The sequence below is a fragment of the Nonomuraea sp. NPDC059194 genome (genome assembly GCF_042754765.1).
Classification (GTDB): domain Bacteria; phylum Actinomycetota; class Actinomycetes; order Streptosporangiales; family Streptosporangiaceae; genus Nonomuraea.
In genome coordinates this window covers 438,493-459,321 of the sequence record NZ_JBHZBH010000002.1, presented here as the reverse complement: position 1 = coordinate 459,321, position 20,829 = coordinate 438,493, and the positions used below count along the sequence as shown (strand labels likewise).

Below are 20,829 nucleotides of genomic sequence, written 5' to 3'. Positions count from 1 at the left end.
CAGAGCGTACGCGGATCTGCGTACACCGATGCCGCCCGCCTGCGGACGCCGTCGCGCGCGATCATGGACAGACTCGGCGCATGCTCACCCTGCTCCTGCGCGCCTTCAGGATCCCCGACCTGCGCAAGAAGATCCTCTTCACGCTGGGCGTCATCGTGCTGTTCAGGCTGGGGCAGATCCTGCCCTCGCCCGGCGTCGACCTGGTGGCGGTACGGCAGTGCCTGGGCGGCGCGCGCGGCGGGCTGGTCGACCTGGTGCAGCTGTTCAGCGGCGGGGCGATGTTGAAGCTGTCGGTGTTCGCGCTCGGCGTCATCCCCTACATCACGGCCAGCATCGTCATGCAGCTGATGGCGGTGCTGATCCCGCGCCTGGACCAGCTCCGCAAGGAAGGCCAGAACGGGCAGGCGAAGATCACGCAGTACACCCGGTACCTGACGGTGGCCCTGGCCCTGCTCAACGCCACGACCGTCGTCGCCCTGGCCCGCTCGGGGCAGCTGCTGCCAGGATGCACGCGTCCGGTGCTCCACGACACCGGACTGCTCGCGGTCGGCGTGCTGGTCGCCGTCCTGGTCGCGGGCACGTGCGCGGTGATGTGGCTGGGGGAGCAGGTCACCGCCAAGGGGATCGGCAACGGCATGTCGATCCTGATGTTCACCCAGGTCATCGCCGTCTTTCCGGCCTACATGTCGACGATGTTCGTGATGAGCCCGTTCGCCGCGGTGACGATCCTCGTCTCCGGCCTGTTCCTGGTCGCGGCGGTGATCTTCATGGAGCAGGCGCAGCGGCGCGTCCCCGTGCAGTACGCCAAGCGCATGGTCGGGCGGCGCATGTACGGCGGCAGCAGCACCTACATCCCGCTCAAGGTCAACCAGGCGGGCATCGTGCCGGTGATCTTCACCTCGTCGCTGCTCTACATCCCCGCGCTGGCGGGCGGGTCGGTGCCGTGGATCAGCCAGTATCTGGCGGGCGACCACCCGCTCTACATGCTGGCCTACTTCCTGCTGATCGTCGGGTTCGCCTACTTCTACATCTCGATCACCTTCAACCCCGTCGAGGTGGCCGACAACATGCGGCGCTTCGGCGGGTTCGTGCCCGGGATCAGGCCTGGCCGGCCGACCGCCGAGTACCTGGCGTTCGTGCTGTCGCGGCTGACCGCGACCGGGGCCGTCTACCTGGGCGTGCTCGCGCTGCTGCCGCTGGTGGCGTTCGCGCTGCTGCGCGACCCGTCCTCGGCGCAGAACTTCCCGTTCGGCGGGACGAGCGTGCTCATCATGGTCAGTGTCGGACTCGAGACCGTGAAGCAGATCGAGGCCCAACTCCAGCAACGCAACTACGAAGGCCTGCTCAGGTAGCCCCCGGCGGGCGGAGCGGGCTCGCCCGTCTCCTGAGCCTTGCTCGTCTCGTGGGCGTCGCGGGTCTCTTGGGCCTCGTGTCGTTGGGCGTCGCGGGTCTCTCGGGCTCGCTCGTCTCGTGGGCGACGGCCATACCCGCGCATCGACGTCGGACTCGGATGCACCGGCTGGGCTCGGGCGCGTGAAGGAGAGCAGAGCCACGCATCGGCTGGGCTCGGGCGCATCGTGCAGAAGGGCAGAGCCGGGCCGGGGCGCATCGTGCAGAAGGGCAGAGCCGGGCCGGGGCGTGTCGCTCAGGAGGAAAGAGCCGGGCGGGGCGTGTCGCTCAGGAGGGGAGGGCCAGGCCGGCGCGCATCGCGAAGACCACGAGCTGGGCTCTGTCACGGGCGCGCAGCTTCACCATGGCCCTGCTCACGTGCGTGCGCACCGTGTCGGGGCTGATCACCAGCTCCCTGGCGATCTCGTCGTTGGACCTGCCGGTCGCCACCCACGCGACCATCTCCCGCTCGCGGGGCGTCAGCGTCTCGACACCCGCCACAGGCTCGGCCCCGCCCGTCCTGCCGAACAGGCCGATGACCTTGCGGGTGATGGCCGGAGACAACAACGCCTCGCCCGCCGCCACCACCCTGATCGCGCTGACCAGCTCGTCGGGGGCGCTGTCCTTGAGCAGGAACCCGCTCGCTCCCGCCTGCAGCGCGGCGAACACGTACTCGTCCACGGCGAACGTCGTCACGACCACGATCCTGGTGCCGTGAAGCGCGGGGTCGGCCGCGATGGCCCGCAGCACCTGCAGGCCGTCCATGCCGGGCATCCTGATGTCGAGCAGCAGCACGTCGGGACGCTTCTCCCTAACCAGCGCCACGGCCTGCCCGCCGTCGGCCGCCTCGCCCACCAGCGCCAACCCCGGCTCCCTGGCGATGAGCGCCTTGAGCCCCATCCGCACGACCGCCTGGTCGTCGGCGATCCCCACCCTGATGACGCCCTGGCCATCGGGGTTCCCGGCCCCGATCACGGCCTCGTCTGCCGCACCCCGGTCGTCGGGGTTCCCGGCCCCGATCACGGCCTCGTCTGCCGCGCCCGGGCCGTCGGGAGCCCCGGCCCCGATCACGGCCTTGTCCGGAGCGCCCCGGTCGTCGGCCCTGATTACGGCCGCGTCTGCCGCACCCTGGTCGCCCGCGGCCGGAATCACGCGGTGTCCTGGGAGAGGCGGTCCAGGGGGAATCGGGCCACCACCCGGAAGCCGCCGCCATCCCTCGAACCCGCGCTGAACTCGCCTCCCACGGCCAGCACCCGCTCCCGCATCCCCGACAACCCTCTACCTTCGCCCACCGCGCCAGGTTCTCCGACGCCCACCGCGACCGTGCCCTCGCCCACCGCGCCAGGTTCTCCGACGCCCACCGCGACCGTGCCCTCGCCCGCCACGCCAGGTTCTCCGACGCCCGCCGCGCCAGTGCCCTCGCCCGTCGTGCCAGGCCCGCTGTCTCCGCACGCTGCCACGTTGCCCTCGCCTGCCGAGGCTGGCCCTGTGCCCCTGTCAGCCACTTCCAGCACGAGCGCGCCTCGGTCGTCGCTCACCTTCACGAGCGCCCTGGTGGGTCCCGCGTGCCTGATCACGTTCGTCAGCGACTCGCGCACCACCCGGTAGACGGTGCCGCGCAGGTGGGCGGGCACCTCGGGCTCGGCGGGCTCCACATCGACGGGCAGGCCGGCTGCGCGGACCCTGTCGATCAGGCCCGGCAACCGATCGTCCATGCCCGGCAGCCCGTCATCGGTGTCGCGCGGGTCCATCAGGTCGAGCGCGCCGCGCAACCTGGCCAGCGCCTCCATACTCGTCTCGCGAATGGCCCGCAGCGACTCCCTCGCCTGCTCGGGGTCCTCCTCCATGACCAGCAACGCGAGCCCGGCCTGCATCGCGATGGTCGAGAAGCCGTGGCCAGCCGCGTCGTGCACCTCACCGGCGATCCTGGCCCGCTCGCGCGCCACCAGCTCATCGGCCAACACCCTGGCGGCCGTCTCGGCGGTCGCCGTAGTCCGGAGTGCCCCGGCGATATCGAGGGTTGCCGTGATATCGGGAGCTGCCGTGATATCGGGTGTTGCTGTGATCACGGGTGTTGCTGTGATCACGGGGGGTGCGATGGTCTCGGCGGCGGCCGGTACGGCGGAAGCCTGGAGCGACGCCTGCCACAGGGCTGCTGCCGACGCCTGGGACACCGACGAGTGGACCACCGTTTGGGCTGACGCATGGGCCGACCCGTGGACGGGCGACACCTCGTGGACCGGCGACACCTGGCCTGCTGACCCGTGAGCGAGCGGCACCTGGCCTGCCGACCCGCGGACCGTAGCCGCCTGGACCGTAGCCGCCTGGGCCGCCGTGCCCTTGACCGCCCATCCACCGCCGGACCCAGCCCAGTGGCGGCGCGGCGCGGCATCGAGCAGGGGAGGCGTGCCGGGCCGACCCCGGTGGCCGATCGCAGGCGAGGAAGGCGTGCCGGTCTGGTCACGGTGGTCGGCCGCGGGCGGCGGATAGCCGCAGGAATCGCCCCGGTGTGACCGGGAAGGCATGTCGGGCTGGTGTGCGTGGTCGGCCGTGGGCGAGGAAGGCGGGGTGTCCTGCTCGTAGGCGGCGGCCACCGCGGCGCGGGCCTGGGCCAGGCCGCTCAACGACAGCGGCACTGCCAACCATCCCGCCCACACCAGCACGAGGACGGCGGGCATGTCGCCCATACGGGCAGCACGGGACGCCGCCGCGGACATGGACCCCCACAGGCGGCGGACAGGGCCTCGCTCCCGTGTCACCATTCCGCCCAGATCCTAGCCAGTTTCGGCCGCCACGGTTCGCCAGCCCGCCGCCATCCGTCGCCCGGCCCGGCGGCCCATCCGTCGCCCAAACCGGCGGCCCGCCCATCATCCGGCCAGGCGGCTCGCCCGTCACCCGGAAGCCGGTCAACCGGCCAGACGGCCCGCCCGTCACCCCGTCCGGCCCATCCCTAGTCCCGCCAGGTGGCCCGCCCGTCACCCGGTCAGGCGGACCGCCCGTCACCCGGTCAGGCGGACCGCCCGGCACCCGAGCAGGCGGCTCCGAGCGTGGTCGGGGCCGTGATGAGCCGACCGCCGCCAGCCAAAGCCGCCAGCCAAAGCCGCCAGACAAGGCCGCGAGGCAAAGCCGCCAGCCAAAGCCGTCAGCCAAGGCCGTCAGGCAAGAGGCGAGAGGCTCAGGCGTATTCGTCGTTGAGCCGCCACCACTGGTACGGCTCGGTCTGCGGCCAGCCTTCGGGGGAGTCCTCCCAGGTCTCCTGCCTGCCGTACGGCGTGAGGTCGAGCAGGTTGAAGTCCATCCGCAGCCGGTCGACGCCGCGTGAGGTGGTGAAGTACGTGCGGAAGGCGCGCTCGCCGTCCCGCAGGAACACGCTGAGGCCGAAGCCGCCGCCCGTGCCGCAGTCGAGGTTGAACTCGGGGCCGGAGTAGAGCGGCAGGTGCCAGCCCAGGCGCTGCCGTACCGGCTCCAGCTCGGCGTACGGCGAGCGCGAGACCACCGCCATCGTCGTGTCGCGGGCGCGCAGGTGGGCCAGGTTGGCGATGTTGTCGGTGAACGACGCGCACCCCTGGCAGGGCAGGCCGTCGTCGTGCAGCGGCATGAAGTGGTAGACCACGAGCTGGCGGCGGCCGTCGAACAGGTCGAGCAGGCCGCGCTTGCCCTCGGGGCCCTCGAAGACGTAGTCCGTGCGGAACTCCACCATCGGCAGGCGGCGGCGTTTGGCGGCCAGCGCGTCGAGCTGCCTGGTGGCCGCCTTCTCCTCGATGAGCAGTTCGTCGCGTGCCGCCTGCCATTCGTCGGCGGAGACGATCTTCGGAAGGTTCATGATGGTTCCCCTCGTGTTCGTCGTACTCCTAATTTAGGAGTGAGCACTTAGGAAAGACAAGGGGAACAGGTATGCTGATCATGTGCGTAGCTACCAGGACCCGTGCGGCGTGGCCCGCGCCCTCGATCTCGTCGGCGACCGGTGGGCGCTCCTGGTGGTCCGCGAGCTGATGCTCGGCCCCAAACGCTTCACCGACCTCCACCGCGACCTGCCTGGCAGCAGCCAGAACGTGCTGTCGCAACGGCTGCGGGAGTTGGAGGAGGCCGGAGTGGTACGGCGGCGCAAGATCCCCCCGCCCGCCGTGGTCTGGGTCTACGAGCTGACGGAGTGGGGGCTCGGCCTCGAACCCGTCCTGACGCACCTGGGGCGGTGGGGGAGTCAGGCGCCCATCACGACCACGAACCAGGTCGGGGTGACCTCGCTCGTGCTGGCGCTGAAGGCGATGTACCTGCCCGGCTTCGAGGCGGGGTTCGAGCTGCGGGTGCTGAGGGGGAGGGAGGAGGAGGTCTTCCACGTGGAGACCTCGCTGACGGACATCGCGGTGGGGCGGGGACCGGCGGCCCGCCCCGACGCGGTGCTGAGGGGCGAAGCGGCGGCGCTGGCCACCGTCCTGCTCCAGGGCGCGGATCTACGGGAGAGCGTGGCGAGCGGCGAGCTGGAGATCGCGGGCGACGCGGCGGCCGTGGCCCGCCTGGTCGACCACCTCGCGACCTCCGCCTGACCGCCGGAGACCTGACCGCCGGTTCACCGCAGGCCTGACCGTGGGTTCACCGCAGGCCTGAGCGGCACGCCCGGTTCACCGCAGGACGGCGCGGTCCACGATGCCGGGCTCCAGAATGTGCTCGATCACCATGACCGCTGCCCCCACGACCCCCGCGCGATCGCCCAGCTCGCTGGTGCGGATGCTCAGGTGCTGCGTCGCCAGCGGAAGCGACCTGCTGTAGATGACCTCGCGCACCCCGGCCAGCACGTGTTCACCGGCCTCCGCGACGTCACCGCCGATCACGATCACCGCGGGGTTGAAGAAGTTCACGATCGAGGCCAGCACGTCGCCGACCTCCCTGCCCGCCTGCCTGATCAGCTGGACGGCCTGCGTGTTGCCCTGCCGTACCAGATTGACGACGTCACGGCTGTTCGCGGCGGGCACCCCGGCGGCGGCCAGCCTGGCCGCCACGGCCGCGCCGCCCGCGACGGCCTCCAGGCAGCCGGTGTTGCCGCACCTGCACACCACGTCGGCCGCCGAGGAGACGCGCACGTGTCCGATGTCGCCCGCCGCGCCCTGGGCGCCCCTGTGCAGGCGGCGGTCGGAGATGATGCCGCACCCGATGCCCGTGCCGATCTTGACGAACACGAGCTGGTCGGCCTCGGGCCTGGCCGCCCAGTGCTCGCCGAGCGCCATGATGTTGACGTCGTTGTCGACGAGGACGGCGGCGCCGAGCCGCTCGCCGAGCCACTCGGGGACGGGGAAGCCGTCCCAGCCAGGCATTATCGGCGGGTTGATCGGACGTCCTGAGGCGTGCTCGACAGGGCCTGGCAGGCCGACGCCGACCCCGCACACCTGCTCGACGCTGTGGCCCGTCTCGGCGAGCAGGTCGAGGAAGGTCTCCATGAGCCATTCGAGGGTCGGCTCGGGGCCGCGGTCGATGGCGAGGTCGGCGGTGCGTTCGGCGAGAACGGTGGTGGCCAGGTCGGTCACGGCGACCCTGGCGTGGGTGGCGCCGAGATCGGCCGACAGCACGACGCGGGCCGAACTGTTGAACGCGAACGCCACGGCGGGCCTGCCGCCCGAGGAGACGGCCTCTTCGGTGGGCACGATCCACTGGTGGGTCAGCAGCGCGTCGAGCCGCTGCGAGACCGTGGATCTGGCCAGGCCGGTGAGCTGGACGAGCTCGGCTCTGGTGCGGGCCCGGCCGTCCCTGAGGATCGCCAGGAGCGCGCCCGCTCCGGCGACTGTGCCGCCCGGTTCGTTCAGCATGTCCGCGGACAACACCGCTCCTCCCGCACCCAACACGTAATATGTCGAATTGAATCACACTTCTGCTTGACCATCGGCGGAAGAATCATGTCATCTTCGGGCATACTCCTGGCCCTGCGACAGCCCGGAGACTACCCGTTGGTCAGCCACCGGATCGGGTTGTCGTGCGTGATCGACCGGATCGTCTCCTCGTTCACCCCGGCCTCCCGCAGGCGTGGAAGCAGCGTGCGGAACACGTGGGAGTAGCCGCAGCCGCCGTACCGCTGCAGCTGGGCCACGCGCGAGACGCCGCTGCCGAGCAGCAGCCGGTCGGCGTGCCCCTCGGAGATCAGCTCCAGCGCGACTGCGGCCGCCTGCGCGGAGCCGAGCCCCGCGGAGGAGAGGCTGACGTAGGCGCCCGCCTCGGCGACCTTGCGCGCGACGGCCGGATCGGGCGCCGTGCAGGCCACGCCCACCCGCGAGGCGGGCAGGCCCTGGCCAAGCAGGACCTCAAGCAGCGGGAGCGCGTTCTGTCCGTGGGTGGCGACGGGCAGGCGGGTGGACAGCGAGGCACGGGCCGCCGCGACCAGGCAGCGCTCCTCGGCGGGCGTGGGCTCGGCGCCCCACGCGCCCACCTCGCCGATGACGCCGGGCAGGATGCCGGTGCCGTCGAGGCCGGAGGTGATCTCGTCCATCAGCCGCGCGGTGAGGGTGTCGACGTCGTCCTGCCCCACCCGGGCGAACGGCTCGGCGAACAGACCGGTCGAGGCGATGACAGGCACCCTGCTCCCCGCCGCGACACGGGCCAGGGAGGCGGCGTCCCTGCCCATGCCGATGCAGGACAGTTCGACGGTGAGCCCGAGGTCGTCCGACTGGCGCAGCTCGCGCAGCTCCTCGGTGACGGTGCGCTCCTCGTCGAGCCAGCGGTGCGGGTCGGAGTCGATGCCCACCGCCCACCGCAGGTCGCAGCGCAGGTGTTCGTGGGGGAGAACGGCACCGGTGATCGCGTCGGCGCGGATTTGACCGGTGACGGTGCGTAGAAGAACCTCTGGCATGCCAGACCATAACCATATTTGCCGGTAAACGCCTAACGTCTGCAGAAAGCTTTACCTTATGGAGGTTTCGCTGCTGACCTGCGCGTTCACGGCTGCCCAGGTTGCGCGTGGCGATCCGCAGGGATGTGTCATTTCGCCCATTACGCTGGACGGGTGGCAATGGACTCCGAAACCGGTGACGCCGACGCGCTGAAGGACGAGGCGGCTCGTCGCTCCGGCATACACGGCTGGCTCGACGGCGTCAGGTCCACCAGGACCGGCGCCCTCACCCTCAAGATCGTGATCGGCGTGATCGGCACCGTGATGGTCGTCGGCGGGCTCATCATGGTGCCCTTCCCCGGCCCCGGATGGCTGGTCGTCTTCGCGGGCCTCGCCGTGCTGGCCACCGAGTTCCACTGGGCGCACAAGGTGCTGGAGTTCGGCAAGCGCGTGCTGCACGCGTGGACCGAGTGGTACAAGCGGCAGGGCTGGACCATCCGGATCATCGTCCTTGTCGTCACGCTGGCCGCCATGGGCGTGATCATCTGGGCGGCGACGAAGGTGAGCCTCGGCATCGACCTCGTCGCGGAGGGCTTCAAGCTCCTCGGCATCTGACATACCGCTGGCTGCGCCTCACCCGTAGGTGAGAAGGTGCCTTCCGTGAGCTTAAGCACCCTCCTTCTCGCCGCCACGCTCGCCCTCACCGGGACGGACGTCAGGCTGCCCGGCCTCGACGTGACCCTGCGCGAGCGGCCGGGCGACCCGAAAAGGGTCACCGCCTTCACCACCGCGGGCTCGGCCTACCTGAGGTCAGGGGGCGCCTTCGCGGGACAGCGCTCCTACAACGACCTGGCCGTCTCACCGGGAGGCGGGTTCGTCGCCGCCATCCCCAGGAAGTTCACCAAGGGCTACGACCGGATCGCGATCATCAACCGCGCCACCGGCCGAACGACCAGGATCCGTACGGTGAAGGCGCCGATGGTGGCGGGCACGCCGTACTGGTCGCCCGACGGGCGCAAAGTGGTGCTGACCGTCTCGAAGGGCGACGACGAGGGCCGCGGCTGGCGCAGCATCGGGTTCGTCGTGGTCGACGTGGCCGCCAAGCGGTCCCGGCTGGTCAAGGTGCCCGGCGCCTATCACGACGCGCTGTTCCAGTGGTCGCCGGACGGCAGGCGCGTGGTGTCCGACTACTGGGACGGCGTGCGCTTCTACCTGCTCGACGGCAGGGTCGCCTGGACCCTCTGGCGTACCGGAGGGATGGTCGGCGGCGAGAGCGCCTTCTCACCCGACGGCAGGCGGATCGCCACCTGGTGCCCGAAGCGGTACAAGGCCGCCCTGTGCACGTGGAACCCGTACAACGGCAAGCTCGACAAGAAGGTGAAGGTCCCCGCCGTCGCCTCCTACGGCTGGTGGGACCGCGAGCACCTGATCGCCGTCGGCAGGCAGGGCAAGGGCTACATGAGCGTGGTGGTCGACCTGAAGGGCGACGTGGTGCGCCCGCTTGCCCACATCAGCCGCACCGCGTGGCGCGACTACGACCTCTACCTGAGCTACACGCGCAACTGACGAAAAGTCAGAGGTAGAGCCCCGTGCCGTGGTCGGTCTCATGGGTCGCCACGGCATGCAGATCACGCTCGCGCATGACGAGATAGACCTTGGTGTGCAGTTCGACTTCGTACTGGTCCTCGGGGTTGAGCAGGACCTTGTCGCCCACCTTCACCGCGCGCACGTTGGCTCCCACGCCGCAGACCTCACCCCAGGCCAGCCGGTTGGCCAACTTGACCGTCGCGGGGATCACGATTCCGGCGCCGCTGCGCCGCTCCTCGCCGTCCTTCTCCAGCCGGATCATCACCCGGTCGTGAAGCATCTGGATCTCGAACTTGGGGTCTGCCACGAATGTCAGTCTACGCGGGCCGGTAGGGCCGATTCCCCTGACAGCCGGGTCGGGGGATCTACCCACATATGTCGGGTGAGCATGGCAGGATGACCGCCATGATCACGGCCTTTGACTCCTCCGACTGGCAATGGGTCAATCCTCCCCGCGAGTGGACCGCCGACGACGGCCTGAGCCTGGTCTGCGATCCCGGCACGGATCTGTGGCGCAAAACCCACTACGGCTACACCTACGACACCGCCCACCTGTTCGGCCGGATCGTCTCGGGCGACTTCGCGCTGACGGTGACGTTCTCCGCCGACTACGCCGAGCAGTACGACCAGGCGGGCGCGGTGCTGCGGATCGACGAGGAGAACTGGGTCAAGGCGGGCGTGGAGTACGTCGACGGCGCCTTCCACCTCAGCACCGTGGTGACGCGCGAGGTGTCGGACTGGTCGGTGCTGCCGCTGCCGGGCGGCTCGGGGAGCGTCACGTTCGCGCTGGAGCGCAAGGGCGACGCGGTGACCGTCGGCTACGGCCTCGACGGCGCGGCGCCCGACGCCATGCTGCGGCTGGCCTACTTCCCGCCGGACGTTCCGGCGCTGGCGGGCGCGATGGCCGCGGCCCCGGTCGGCAAGGGCTTCCCCGTCCGTTTCGACGACCTGAGCATCACCGCGTTCATGGCAGCGTGAGTTCGGCGAAGACGGGTCGGTGATCCGTACTGGACAGCGGATGGACGCTGAAGGAGCGCACCCCCATCCGCGCGTCGGCAAGCACGTGGTCGATCGTCACCCCCGGCACGGGCCGCCATCCCTGCTGCGGCCACGTCGCCGTGAACCCCTGCCCCGTCACGTCGGCCGCGTCCCGGTAGCCGGAGCGCAGCAGGTCGCGCACCGGCCAGTGGTCGAGCGTGGCGTTGAAGTCGCCCGCCAGCACCTTCAGCTGCCCTCCCGCCCGGGGCAGCGCCGCCAGCCCCGACCTCCAGCAGGCCATCTTCGCGGTGCTGCTGGGCGCGCACGGGTGCACGGAGACCACCTCGATCTCGGGCCCGCCCTTGACCTTGACCGCCGCCCTGGCCTGCCGGAAGTTGCCGAGCGCGAGCAGCGGCTTCTCGGTCAGCGGGTGCAGGGAGTAGATCCCCGAACCCCAGACGCCGGTGTGGGACCTGTCGACTCTGTACGGCATGCGCTCGCGCAGACCGAGCGCGTCGAGCTTCTTCATGGCGTCGGGGGTGAGCTCCTGGATGGCGAGAACGTCCGGCTGGAGCCGTTCGACCAGCTTCACCAGCTCCGCGGTGTCGCCCGCGCCGACGGCCAGGTTCGCCGCCAGCACCTTGAACGTCCTGTCGCCGGTCGCCGGGTCGGCGTCGGTGAAGTATCTCGGCAGGACGGCCAGCGCCAGAGCCCCGGCCGTCACCACCGCGACCGCCAGCGGCGCCCACCGCCTGAGCAGACCGGCCGCCAGCAGCGGCACCACGGAGGCGGCGGCGACGTAGGGGGTGAACGCCACCAGCTGGATCCATCGGTCGGCGAGGTCCACCCCGGTCACTCTGAGCGTCGCCCACACGGCGAACGGCACGACCAGCAGCCAGGCGAGCACAGTCCGGATCATGATGCGGAACCTACCTGCTGGGTGTGCAGAAACCGTGAAGAACCTCGACGCTCTCGGTGCAGCCGCGCGTCCTTACATCAGACGGTGACCGAGGACTCCACGGGCAGGCCCGCCTCGACCCAGTCCTGGATCCCTTCGCGGTACTTGCGCACGTTGGTGTATCCGAGCGCCTCCAGCCGGTTGGCGACGGCCTGGCTGTTGGGGCAGGCGGGGTTGGAGCAGTAGGTGACGATCGCCGCCTGCCTGTCCGGCAGCAGGCTGGCCGCGAGCGCGTCGACGTCGCGCTCGACCAGCGCGATGGCCCCCGGCAGGTGCTGCTGCGCGTAGTAGTCGCCGCCGAGCGCGTCGACCACGGTGACCTCTCCCGCGTCGATCGCGGCCTTGAGCTCCTCGCGGGTGATGAGGGTGGTCATTGCGGCCTCCAAAGTAAATGGACTACAGTCCGGTTTGTGGATGGCATGGAAATTACCGGACCGCAGTCCGGTTCGTCAAGCGAGGTGCTGGAGATCCTGCGCAGCCGCCCGCCCCAGGAACGGGCGGACGCGGCCCGCAACCGTGAGAAGGTGCTGGCCGCGGCGGCCAGGCTGTTCGCCGACAGGGGCGTGGAAGCGGTCTCCATGGACGCGGTCGCCGCCGAGGCGGGCGTCGGAAAGGGGACGCTGTTCCGCAGGTTCGGCGACAAATCGGGGCTGGCGGTGGCGCTGCTCGACGCCCGCGAGCGCGACCTGCAGGAGCGCATCCTGTCAGGCCCGCCTCCGCTGGGGCCTGGAGCCGCGCCCGCCGAACGGCTCGCGGCGTTCGTCGAGGCCTACCTCGACTACCTGTTCGCCCACCTCGACCTGGTGCGGATGTCGGAGACCGCCAGTCCGGGCGCGCGGTACCGGATCGGCGCCTACGGCTTCTGGCACCGGCACGTGGCGATCCTGCTGGGCCAGGCGCTGCCGGACGCCGACCCTGAGGTGCTGTCGCATGCCGTCCTCGCGGTGCTGGCGGGCGAGCCGGCCACCGTACTGAAGGACAGGTACGGCGAGCCGCGCGCCCGCGCCGCCCTCAGACAGGCCGCGCTGGCTCCCGTCCGATAACCCGCGAAGTCAGCCGCGCGCCAGCCCCGCCGCCACGGGCCGGTGCGCCCTGCGGGCCTCGGGGACGATCAGCGGCGTCCCCGACTGCGGGTCGGCGATGATCTCGCACCGCAGGTCGAAGACCTGCTCGACCAGCGTCGGCGTCATCACCGAGGCGGGCTCGCCCTCGGCCACCACCACCCCGTCGCGCATGACGATGAGGTGGGTGGCGTATCTGCAGGCCTGGTTCAGGTCGTGCAGGACCGCCACCATCGTCCGCCCCGCCTCGTGCAGGTCGGCGCACAGGTCGAGCACCTCGATCTGGTGCGAGATGTCGAGATAGGTGGTCGGCTCGTCGAGCAGCAGGATCGGCGTCTCCTGGGCCAGCGCCATCGCCAGCCACACGCGCTGCCGCTGACCGCCCGACAGCTCGTCCACGATCCGCTCCGACAGCGAGCCGACGTCCGTGGCCGCCATCGCCGCGGCCACGGCCAGTTCGTCGGCCTTCGACCACTGCCGCATCAGCCGCTGGTGCGGGTAGCGTCCCCTGGCCACCAGGTCCGCCACCGTGATCCCGTCGGGCACGATCGAGGTCTGCGGGAGCAGCCCGAGCCGCCGCGCCACCTCCTTCGACGGCAGGGAAGTGATCACGCTGCCGTCGAGGTGCACCGTGCCCGCGCGAGGCCTCAGCATCCTGGCCAGCGCGCGCAGCAGTGTCGACTTGCCGCAGGCGTTCGGGCCGATGATCACGGTGAACGACCCGTCGGGGATCTCTACGTTCAGCGACGTCGCCACGACCCGCTGCTCGTAGGCGAGGGTGAGGTCGGAGCCGGTCAGCCGAGCCATCAGCGGCGTTCCTTTCTCAGCAACAGGGCCAGGTAGGTGCCGCCGATGGCGGCGGTCAGCACGCCGACGGGCAGCTGGGTGGGGGCGAGCAGGCGCTGGGCGGCCAGGTCGGCCGCGGTCAGCAGCACCGCGCCGGTCAGCGCGGAGGCGATCAGCGTCACGCCGGGTGAGCGGGTCATCCTCCTGGCCAGCTGGGGCGCCGCCATCGCGACGAAGATCACGGGTCCGGCGGCCGCGGTGGCGATCCCGCACAGCAGGACGCCCGCGACGATCGCCGCCGCCCGCACGGGCTCGACCCTGATGCCGACGGCTCTGGCCGCGTCGTCGCCCATCTCCATCATCCGCAGCGGCCTGGAGACGTACGCGCAGACGGGGGCGAGCGCGGCGAGCGCCACGGCCACGGGGATCGCGTGGTCCCCGCCGCGACCGCTGAGGCTGCCGGTGAGCCAGGCGCCGGCGGTGGCCGCGTCGTTGATGTTCGCCTTGGTCAGCAGGTAGTGGTCGACCGACAGCAGCAGGGCGTTGACGCCGATGCCGACCAGGACCAGGCGGTAGCCCTGCACGCCCCTGCGGAAGGCCAGGCCGTAGACCAGCGCCGCGGAGATCACGCAGCCGAGCATCGAGCCCCCGGCGATCTGCGCCGCCGTACCGCCCGTGATGACGGCGACGACGCCGCCGGTCGCCGCGCCCGCGGTGAAGCCGATGAAGTCCGGGCTGCCGAGCGGGTTGCGGGTGAGGGACTGGAAGATCGCCCCGCTCAGGCCGAAGGCGGCGCCGACGGCCAGGCCGGTGACCACCCGGGGCGCGCGCAGCTCGCTGACGATCAGCTCGGCCACCGGTGTCCCCTCGCCGAACAGCGCGGTGACGATCTCTCCGACGGGCACGGTGAACTCGCCCGTCGAGACCGCGACCAGCGCGAGCACGACCGCGGCCGCCAGCAGCACGAGGCTCACCAGCAACGCGCGCGGCGCCAGCCGCATCGAGTAGGGGCCGACACGAACAGGGGAGGTCATAGCGCGGCCAACCTCCTGCGCCTGGCCAGCAGAATGAAGACGGGGGCGCCGATCACCGCGCACATGATGCCGACCTGCACCTCTCCCGGCGTCGCGACCAAGCGCCCGGCGATGTCGGCGACGAGCAGGACCACCGGCGCGAGCACCGCCGCGTACGGCAGCAGCCACCGCTGGTCCGGCCCCACGACCGCCCGTACGGCATGCGGTACGGCCAGGCCGACGAACCACAGCGGGCCCGCCCCCGCCGTGGCCGCCCCGCACAACAGCGTGACCGCGACGGCGGTCAGCACCCTGGTACGCCCGACCGCCACGCCCAGCGCCCTACCCGCCTCCTCGCCCAGCGCCAGCGCGTTGAGCGGCCTGGCCAGCAGCAGGCCGAGCACGATACCCGCCACCATGAACGGCACCAGCCGCATGATCACGTCGGCGGTCTGGGCGGCCAGTGATCCGGTGAGCCAGAACCGCATGCGGTCGAACGCCTGGGAGTCCATGCGCAGGATCGCCTGGGAGATGGCGGTGAAGACCATGCCGAGCGCGACGCCCGCCAGCGCCAGCCGTACGGGGGAGGCGCCCGAACGCGCGGCCGAGCCGAGCGCGTAGGCGAGCGCCGAGGCCAGCGCGGCGCCGCCGAAGGCGAACCACACGTAGACGGCGGGGTTGGTGAGCCCGAGCACGCCGATCGCGAGCGTCGCGCCGAGCGCCGCGCCCTGGTTGATCCCGAGCAGTCCAGGGTCGGCCAGCGGGTTGCGGGTGAGGCTCTGCATGAGCGCCCCGGCCAGGCCGAGCGCTGCGCCGACGCCGAGGCCGAGGATCGTGCGCGGCACCCTCACCTCGCGGATCGCCGCGGCGCAGACCAGCGGCGCCGCCACCCCCTTCTCCTACACCGACGACCGCGGCAAGAAGATCGACCTGCCCAAGACCCCGACCACGATCGTGGCCCAGGTCGGCGCGGCCGCCGCGCTGTGGGACTTCGGCGTCAAGCCGGTCGCCGTCTTCGGCCCGCACAAGCTCGACAGCGGCGAGCGCGACCCCCAGGTGGGCAACGTCGACATCACCAAGGTCACGGGCCTGGGCAACGTCTGGGACGAGTTCAACGTCGAGCAGTACATCGGCCTGCGGCCTGAACTGCTGGTCAGCAGCATGTACCTGAAGGACACGCTCTGGTACGTGCCGGAGAAGTCCAAGGACACGATCGAGAAGGTCGCCCCGACCGCCGGCGTCATGCTGACCGGCAGGAACGCCACCGAGGTGATCGCCAAGTACGGTGACCTGGCCGCCAAGCTCGGCGCCGACATCGACACCCCCGAGATCACTCAGGCCAAGACCCGCTACGAGGCCGCGCTCGAGGAGCTGAAGAAGCTCTCGTCCAAGGGCCTGAAGATCGCGCTGATCTCCGGCAGTCCCGACGCGATGTACGTCTCGACGCCCGAGATGGTGCCCGACTTCAAGCTGCTGAGCGACTCCGGCCTCGACATCGTCGAGCCGAAGGTCGACGCCCAGGGCTACTTCGAGGCGCTGAGCTGGGAGAACGCCGACAAGTACGAGGCGGACGTGCTTTTGTTCGACAGCAGGACCCAGGCGCTCGGCCTGGAGGAGATGAAGAAGAAGCCGACCTTCGCCAAGCTTCCCGCCGTGGCCAAGGGCCAGGTCTACCCGATGTGGGTCGAGACCCCCTACAGCTACCAGAAGTGGGCCGACCTGCTCGACGGCCTGGTCGCCGACCTGCAGAAAGCTAGTAAGCTCCCCTGACCTCGACGATCTCCGCCAGCGGGAACTCCAGATAGTCGCCCGCCTCCTCGCACCACGCGTCGAGCGCCCCGCCCCGCAGCTCGCCGTGGCTGATCGTCGCGGTCAGCCCGTCAGTCAGCGTGATGCCCGCCCGCACCCCGCGGTCGACCACGAAGCCCAGCAGCGACTGCTGGGCGGTCGGCAGCCTGGTCGCGTTGCGCCCGATGATCGCCCAGGTGCGCCCGCCCTGCTCGACCCCGTCCTGGGCGACGAGCAGGCGGCGGGCGTGCTCGTGCGGGTCGGGCGCCGGTTCGGCCAGGACGTGCGCGGGCACCTCCACCTCGGCCACCTGCCCGCCGGGCAGCAGGATCAGCTTGCCGTTCTGCGGGTCGGCCGAGCCGGCGATCCTGGTGCGCCTGATGGCGATCTCGCCCGTGTCGGCGATCGGCACGGGCGCGTAGCCGTTCTCCCTGAGGGCGGCCAGCGTGCGCTCGGCCGGTGTGGAGCTGACCAGCACCGTCGGGGCCAGCAGCCGCAGGCCCAGCCTGGCCAGGCGGCGGTGCTGGGCGATCTCGGCCAGCAGGGCGGGGTCGGAGGCCTGCACGATGCACGCCACCGTCGTCACCGTCACCTCGCCGTGCCTGCGCGCCACGTCGCGGACGAGGTAGTCCAGCGGCTGCGGGATCACGCCGACCGCGCCCAGCTCGGCCAGCAGCTCGTCGGCGTCGTAGCCCCGGTCGAGCGCGCCGCGCACGCTCTCGGTGGTGAAGCGCCACACGGAGGCGGCGCCGCGCGACTCCCGTTCGGCCACCCGGTCGAGCAGCTCGGCCAGCTCGGTGGAGGGCGGCCCGGTGACCACGGCGGTCAGGTCGGGGCCGAACAGCGCGCTCCTGCGCACGCTCGCCAGCGCCCGCGTCGAGGCCTCGACCAGGACGGGGTCGTGCTCGACGAGCGGCACGCTGTCGTCGTTCTCGTCGCCCGCGTGGGCCGCCAGCCCGGCCAGCGCCCTGCCGAGGTCGGTCAGCGCGTCATTGGCCAGCAGGCCGAGCAGCCTGGCCTCCTCCAGCACCGCGGCGGCGCAGTCGGTCAGCAGCGCCTGGTCGAGCAGGGGGGCGTGCCAGTGGGCGGTGCGCACGAGGCTGCCCCTGTCGACGAAGGCGGTGCCGGACGGCAGGTGGGACAGCACCCCCAGCAACGCCCTGCGCACGCGCGCGACGGCCGCCCCGCCCTGGTCGTCGCCGAGAACGGTGAGGTACTTGCCCTCGACCTTGCGCAGCGACGAACGCTCCATCCGCCACCAGGCCGACAGCAGCACCCGCAGCCTGGCCGAGCCCTCGTCGAGCCGCCATCGGTCGAATCGCTCGGTGGGCACCATCCCGCTCGACTGCTCATCCCACGCCAGCAGCCTGGCGACCGCGCAGAGCTCCAGCAGCAGCCTGGTCTCGTCCTCGTCGCAGCCGGTCTCCCTGGCCACCCTGCGCACCTCGCGCACGCCCACCCCACCGGTCTTCAGCAGTGGCAGCGGCGTCTTGGCGGTGTTGTCGAGCAGGGCCGCGCAGCGCTCGACCACGTGGGGCGCGGCCAGCGTCATCAGGTGGTCGACCTCTTCGGGGTCGACGGGGATCGTCGGCACCTCGGGCGGCTCGGAGGTGAAGGGCGGATGGTAGGCGGCGCCGCGCATCGACAGCGCCACCTCGCGCGGCATCTCCGCCAGCTCCCAACGGGGACGGTAGAGCAGGCCGTGGTCGGCCGCCCACTTCTCCGGTGTGCCGAGCGTGACGAACCGGCCGCCGTCGACCTCCCTGACGGGGCCGTCCCACGCGAAGTCGGCCAGCAGCCGGTCGGTGCCCTCCGGCGCGTTGCGCAGCAGCGCCGCCAGCCGTGAGCCGTCGGACAGCACCTCGGTCACCCTGATGATCGTGCGGCGCTTGTTGCCGTGGGGCGGCAGGCCGAGGTTGCGGGCCAGGGCCCGCAGCGTGTCGTTGCTGATCGTCCAGGAGTTGAGGTAGTGGTCGAGCGGCTCGCCCAGGCCGAGCGGGGCGGCCCACCATCTGGAGACGGCCGTGGCCAGATGGACGCCGCCGTCGGCGTCCGGCCAGGCGAGCGCGTGGTCGTAGACGACCTCGAGCCAGGGGACGATCTGCGCGACGGGCGCGTCGAGAAAGCGGGCCAGCCGCTCGGGGGTGACGCCGTCACCGAGCGCGAGGCACGTCTGGGCGATCTCCAGGCACGGCAGCGGCAGCGCGCGCATCGCCTCCATGACGGCGAAACCGTTGCCCAGCCGCTGGGCGAGCGTGTCGAGCCGGCGCGGCCACGGGGCCGCTATGGCATCTGGTCGGTTGGACAGGACGCGGGCGAGTCTCGCTTCGTCCAGGGTTCGCAGCCAGCCGAGCAGGTGATCATCCATCTGTCAGCACTCTCAGTGGGTCGCGCGCGGGGACTCGCCTTGAGCCTTGATCATCCACGTGGGCCTCACTACGAGGCAGACCTCAGCATACGCGCTCAGTGCCCGGGTGTCCGGGCCTTCGCGCTCATGGCGGGACGACCCGGAGCCGCTCATCGGGCACGACCCGGAGCCGCTCATCGGGCACGGCCCGGAGCCGCTCATCGGGCGGCCCGGAGCCGGTCGTGGCGGGACGACCCGGCGTCAGGACAGGACGGCCCAGACGATCTTCCCGTACGGCGACAGCGCCGACCAGCCCCAGCGCAGGCTCAGCGACTCCACGATGTGCAGGCCGAGCCCGCCCACGTCGAGCGGCCCCGGGTAGCGCAGCACGGGCACGGCGGCGGCCGGGTCGGTGAAGGCGCAGGTGACCAGCGCGCCCCTGCGCACCAGCGACATGCGCACGGGCTCGTGGTGGCGGACCTCGTCCAGCGTCAGGCCGTGGCGTAGCGCGTTGGTGGCGAGCTCGGACACCACCAACTCCATGCTGTCGACCAGCTCGCCCATGGCCCAGCCGGCGAGCGTGCCCGCGGTGAAGCTGCGGGCGGAGTGGACGGAGGAGGCCGCGGGAGGCAGGACGAACGTCGCGCTGGCGCCGATCGCGGTGCCGGGGACGAGGAGGTCGCGCGCCGCCTCGGGCCACCAGCCGACCGGGGGCCACCAGTCGAGCGTGGTCCACAGGCCGAGGGATTTGGTGGACTGCACGTAGATCATTCTGGAGGAGAGTCTCGTGCAGGTGCAAGAGCGAATGCACGTGCAGAAGCCATTCCCAGCCGCTACGGTTTGCCGTGTATCGGTAAATCGGCCGACAAAGGGGGGATCTTTCCGCGACCCATGATCTTTGGGGCGCGAAGTGACAGACTGTGTGGTACGGAAACGACCAAGGAGCAGCACGTGTCCATGGATCCGCCGGGTTCAGGCTCAACCGTACGGCGCATCATGCTCGGCGCCAGCCTGCGTCGCCTGCGCGAGCAGCGCGGACTCACCCGCGATGTGGCCGGATTCCACATCAGGGCCTCCGAGTCCAAGATCAGCCGCATGGAGCTCGGCCGCGTCGGCTTCAAGACACGTGATGTGGAAGACCTGCTCACGCTGTACGGCGTCGTCGACGACGCCGAGCGGCGCGCCCTGCTGGAGATGGTCCGCGAAGCCAACACCCCCGGGTGGTGGCACAAGTACTCAGCCGTCCTGCCCCACTGGTTCTCCACCTACGTGGGACTGGAAGAGGCCGCCAGCCTGATCCGCACCTACGAGGTGCAGTTCGTGCCCGGCCTGCTGCAGACGGCGAACTACGCGAGGGCGGTCTACCAACTCGGCAATCCCGACGCGACACCTCAGGACATCGACCGGCGCGTGCATCTGCGCATGCAGCGACAGGAACGCTTCACCAGCAAGGACGGCCCCCGCCTGTGGGCCGTCATCGATGAGGCGACCCTGAGGAGAACGATCGGCGGGAGAGGTCATGTCCGAACAGCTTCAGCATCTGCTGCACGTGGCGACCTTCCCCAACATCACCATCCAGGTGATGCCCTTCAGGTACGGCATGCACGCCGCCGAAGGGGGCGCGTTCAGCATCATGCGGTTTCCCGAGTCCGACCTGTCGGACGTCGTCTACGTCGAACAGCTCTGGGGTGCCCTGTACCTGGACAAGCGTGAGGACATCGACCCGTACCTCACTGCGATGGAGCAGCTGTGCGTGGAGAGCACCACGCCGGGCGGCACCGTGGAGCTCATCGACGGTCTTCTCAGAAAGATGTAGATGGAGCACACCTACAACGGCATGCCCGCCACCGACCTGACCGAGGTCGCCTGGCGCAAGAGCCGCTACAGCAACTCGCAGGGCAACTGCGTGGAGCTCGCGGAGCTCCCCAACGGCGGGATCGCGGTCCGCAACTCGCGCTTCCCCGAGGGCCCCGCGTTGATCTACACCCGCGACGAGATCCGGGCGCTGGTGCTCGGGGTGAAGGACGGGGAGTTCGACGGCCTGCTTGTCTGAGGGTTTAACACGGTGTTCACCTCCGGCGCACCCGCGTAACCCGGGTGCGCCGGACGGG

General features: G+C 70.9%; 21 protein-coding genes and 1 pseudogene. 9 read left to right on the top strand and 13 right to left on the bottom strand.

All coding sequences use genetic code 11. The annotated features are described in order from the left end of the window. Positions 1 to 80 precede the first annotated feature (80 nt). Positions 81 to 1,352, top strand: a complete 1,272-nt coding sequence (gene secY / locus ACFXJ8_RS04905; protein ID WP_379642462.1) for a preprotein translocase subunit SecY — start codon at positions 81 to 83, stop codon at positions 1,350 to 1,352. Positions 1,353 to 1,677: 325 nt separating this feature from the next. On the opposite strand, the gene ACFXJ8_RS04900 is transcribed toward secY, so the two are convergent. The 3 genes from ACFXJ8_RS04900 to ACFXJ8_RS04890 all read right to left on the bottom strand — a co-directional run bounded on the left by ACFXJ8_RS04900 (position 1,678) and on the right by ACFXJ8_RS04890 (position 5,212). Continuing rightward, positions 1,678 to 2,328: a response regulator gene (locus ACFXJ8_RS04900; protein WP_379642567.1), complete on the bottom strand. Its 651-nt coding sequence runs from the start codon at positions 2,326 to 2,328 to the stop codon at positions 1,678 to 1,680. A 209-nt stretch (positions 2,329 to 2,537) separates the two neighbouring features. Further along, positions 2,538 to 4,076: a sensor histidine kinase gene (locus tag ACFXJ8_RS04895; protein ID WP_379642461.1), complete on the bottom strand. Its 1,539-nt coding sequence runs from the start codon at positions 4,074 to 4,076 to the stop codon at positions 2,538 to 2,540. Positions 4,077 to 4,564: 488 nt separating this feature from the next. Next, on the bottom strand, positions 4,565 to 5,212 hold the full coding sequence (locus tag ACFXJ8_RS04890; RefSeq protein WP_379642460.1) for a DUF899 domain-containing protein: 648 nt from the start codon (positions 5,210 to 5,212) through the stop codon (positions 4,565 to 4,567). Between the two features lie 82 nt (positions 5,213 to 5,294). On the opposite strand from ACFXJ8_RS04890, the gene ACFXJ8_RS04885 reads away from it, so the two are divergent. Further along, positions 5,295 to 5,933 (top strand): winged helix-turn-helix transcriptional regulator, encoded by a 639-nt coding sequence (locus ACFXJ8_RS04885; protein ID WP_379642459.1) that lies wholly within the window; start codon positions 5,295 to 5,297, stop codon positions 5,931 to 5,933. A 75-nt stretch (positions 5,934 to 6,008) separates the two neighbouring features. On the opposite strand, the gene ACFXJ8_RS04880 is transcribed toward ACFXJ8_RS04885, so the two are convergent. Both ACFXJ8_RS04880 and ACFXJ8_RS04875 read right to left on the bottom strand, forming a co-directional pair. Next, complete coding sequence (locus tag ACFXJ8_RS04880) at positions 6,009 to 7,187, bottom strand: ROK family protein (RefSeq protein ID WP_379642458.1); 1,179 nt, start codon at positions 7,185 to 7,187, stop codon at positions 6,009 to 6,011. Between the two features lie 131 nt (positions 7,188 to 7,318). Continuing rightward, positions 7,319 to 8,221 carry a phosphotriesterase gene (locus ACFXJ8_RS04875; protein WP_379642457.1) on the bottom strand — a complete coding sequence of 301 codons (903 nt, stop codon included), beginning with the start codon at positions 8,219 to 8,221 and terminating at the stop codon, positions 7,319 to 7,321. A gap of 159 nt (positions 8,222 to 8,380) precedes the next feature. Here ACFXJ8_RS04875 and ACFXJ8_RS04870 point away from each other — a divergent pair, with 159 nt between their 5' ends. Together ACFXJ8_RS04870 and ACFXJ8_RS04865 are read left to right on the top strand one after the other, a co-directional pair. After that, positions 8,381 to 8,815, top strand: a complete 435-nt coding sequence (locus tag ACFXJ8_RS04870; RefSeq protein ID WP_379642566.1) for a TIGR02611 family protein — start codon at positions 8,381 to 8,383, stop codon at positions 8,813 to 8,815. A gap of 45 nt (positions 8,816 to 8,860) precedes the next feature. Further along, the gene (locus ACFXJ8_RS04865) at positions 8,861 to 9,766 is read left to right on the top strand and encodes a TolB family protein (RefSeq protein ID WP_379642456.1); all 906 of its coding nucleotides are present in this window, start codon (positions 8,861 to 8,863) and stop codon (positions 9,764 to 9,766) included. A gap of 7 nt (positions 9,767 to 9,773) precedes the next feature. Here the strand turns inward: ACFXJ8_RS04865 and ACFXJ8_RS04860 are convergent, their stop codons facing one another. Then, complete coding sequence (locus ACFXJ8_RS04860; protein ID WP_379642455.1) at positions 9,774 to 10,094, bottom strand: GroES family chaperonin; 321 nt, start codon at positions 10,092 to 10,094, stop codon at positions 9,774 to 9,776. A 98-nt stretch (positions 10,095 to 10,192) separates the two neighbouring features. On the opposite strand from ACFXJ8_RS04860, the gene ACFXJ8_RS04855 reads away from it, so the two are divergent. Then, a complete protein-coding gene (locus tag ACFXJ8_RS04855) occupies positions 10,193 to 10,765 on the top strand; it encodes a DUF1349 domain-containing protein (RefSeq protein ID WP_379642454.1) in 573 nt (190 codons plus the stop codon). Here ACFXJ8_RS04855 and ACFXJ8_RS04850 read toward each other — a convergent pair. After that, complete coding sequence (locus tag ACFXJ8_RS04850) at positions 10,752 to 11,684, bottom strand: endonuclease/exonuclease/phosphatase family protein (protein ID WP_379642453.1); 933 nt, start codon at positions 11,682 to 11,684, stop codon at positions 10,752 to 10,754. The two genes, ACFXJ8_RS04855 and ACFXJ8_RS04850, sit on opposite strands and share 14 nt — an antisense overlap. A gap of 77 nt (positions 11,685 to 11,761) precedes the next feature. Further along, a complete protein-coding gene (locus ACFXJ8_RS04845; RefSeq protein ID WP_379642452.1) occupies positions 11,762 to 12,097 on the bottom strand; it encodes a rhodanese-like domain-containing protein in 336 nt (111 codons plus the stop codon). A gap of 45 nt (positions 12,098 to 12,142) precedes the next feature. Here ACFXJ8_RS04845 and ACFXJ8_RS04840 point away from each other — a divergent pair, with 45 nt between their 5' ends. After that, a complete protein-coding gene (locus ACFXJ8_RS04840; RefSeq protein WP_379642565.1) occupies positions 12,143 to 12,766 on the top strand; it encodes a TetR/AcrR family transcriptional regulator in 624 nt (207 codons plus the stop codon). Positions 12,767 to 12,775: 9 nt separating this feature from the next. On the opposite strand, the gene ACFXJ8_RS04835 is transcribed toward ACFXJ8_RS04840, so the two are convergent. The 3 genes from ACFXJ8_RS04835 to ACFXJ8_RS04825 are packed head-to-tail and all read right to left on the bottom strand — an operon-like array spanning position 12,776 to position 15,473. After that, positions 12,776 to 13,591 carry an ABC transporter ATP-binding protein gene (locus ACFXJ8_RS04835; protein WP_379642451.1) on the bottom strand — a complete coding sequence of 272 codons (816 nt, stop codon included), beginning with the start codon at positions 13,589 to 13,591 and terminating at the stop codon, positions 12,776 to 12,778. Then, positions 13,591 to 14,604, bottom strand: coding sequence for a FecCD family ABC transporter permease (locus ACFXJ8_RS04830; RefSeq protein WP_379642450.1), 1,014 nt, complete (start codon positions 14,602 to 14,604; stop codon positions 13,591 to 13,593). Before ACFXJ8_RS04830 ends, ACFXJ8_RS04835 begins: the two co-directional genes overlap by 1 nt. Then, complete coding sequence (locus ACFXJ8_RS04825) at positions 14,601 to 15,473, bottom strand: FecCD family ABC transporter permease (RefSeq protein ID WP_379642449.1); 873 nt, start codon at positions 15,471 to 15,473, stop codon at positions 14,601 to 14,603. Before ACFXJ8_RS04825 ends, ACFXJ8_RS04830 begins: the two co-directional genes overlap by 4 nt. Here ACFXJ8_RS04825 and ACFXJ8_RS04820 point away from each other — a divergent pair. Beyond that, the gene (locus ACFXJ8_RS04820; RefSeq protein ID WP_379642448.1) at positions 15,418 to 16,353 is read left to right on the top strand and encodes an ABC transporter substrate-binding protein; all 936 of its coding nucleotides are present in this window, start codon (positions 15,418 to 15,420) and stop codon (positions 16,351 to 16,353) included. The two genes, ACFXJ8_RS04825 and ACFXJ8_RS04820, sit on opposite strands and share 56 nt — an antisense overlap. Here the strand turns inward: ACFXJ8_RS04820 and ACFXJ8_RS04815 are convergent. Continuing rightward, positions 16,337 to 18,739 (bottom strand): helicase-associated domain-containing protein, encoded by a 2,403-nt coding sequence (locus ACFXJ8_RS04815; RefSeq protein ID WP_379642447.1) that lies wholly within the window; start codon positions 18,737 to 18,739, stop codon positions 16,337 to 16,339. The genes ACFXJ8_RS04820 and ACFXJ8_RS04815 overlap by 17 nt on opposite strands. A 240-nt stretch (positions 18,740 to 18,979) precedes the next feature. Beyond that, the gene (locus tag ACFXJ8_RS04810) at positions 18,980 to 19,489 is read right to left on the bottom strand and encodes an ATP-binding protein (RefSeq protein ID WP_379642446.1); all 510 of its coding nucleotides are present in this window, start codon (positions 19,487 to 19,489) and stop codon (positions 18,980 to 18,982) included. A 225-nt stretch (positions 19,490 to 19,714) separates the two neighbouring features. Between ACFXJ8_RS04810 and ACFXJ8_RS04805 the strand changes: the two are divergent. Beyond that, positions 19,715 to 20,534, top strand: a pseudogene (locus tag ACFXJ8_RS04805) (helix-turn-helix domain-containing protein). Further along, positions 20,535 to 20,771 (top strand): DUF397 domain-containing protein, encoded by a 237-nt coding sequence (locus tag ACFXJ8_RS04800; RefSeq protein ID WP_358124437.1) that lies wholly within the window; start codon positions 20,535 to 20,537, stop codon positions 20,769 to 20,771. The last annotated feature ends 58 nt before the right edge of the window (positions 20,772 to 20,829 follow it).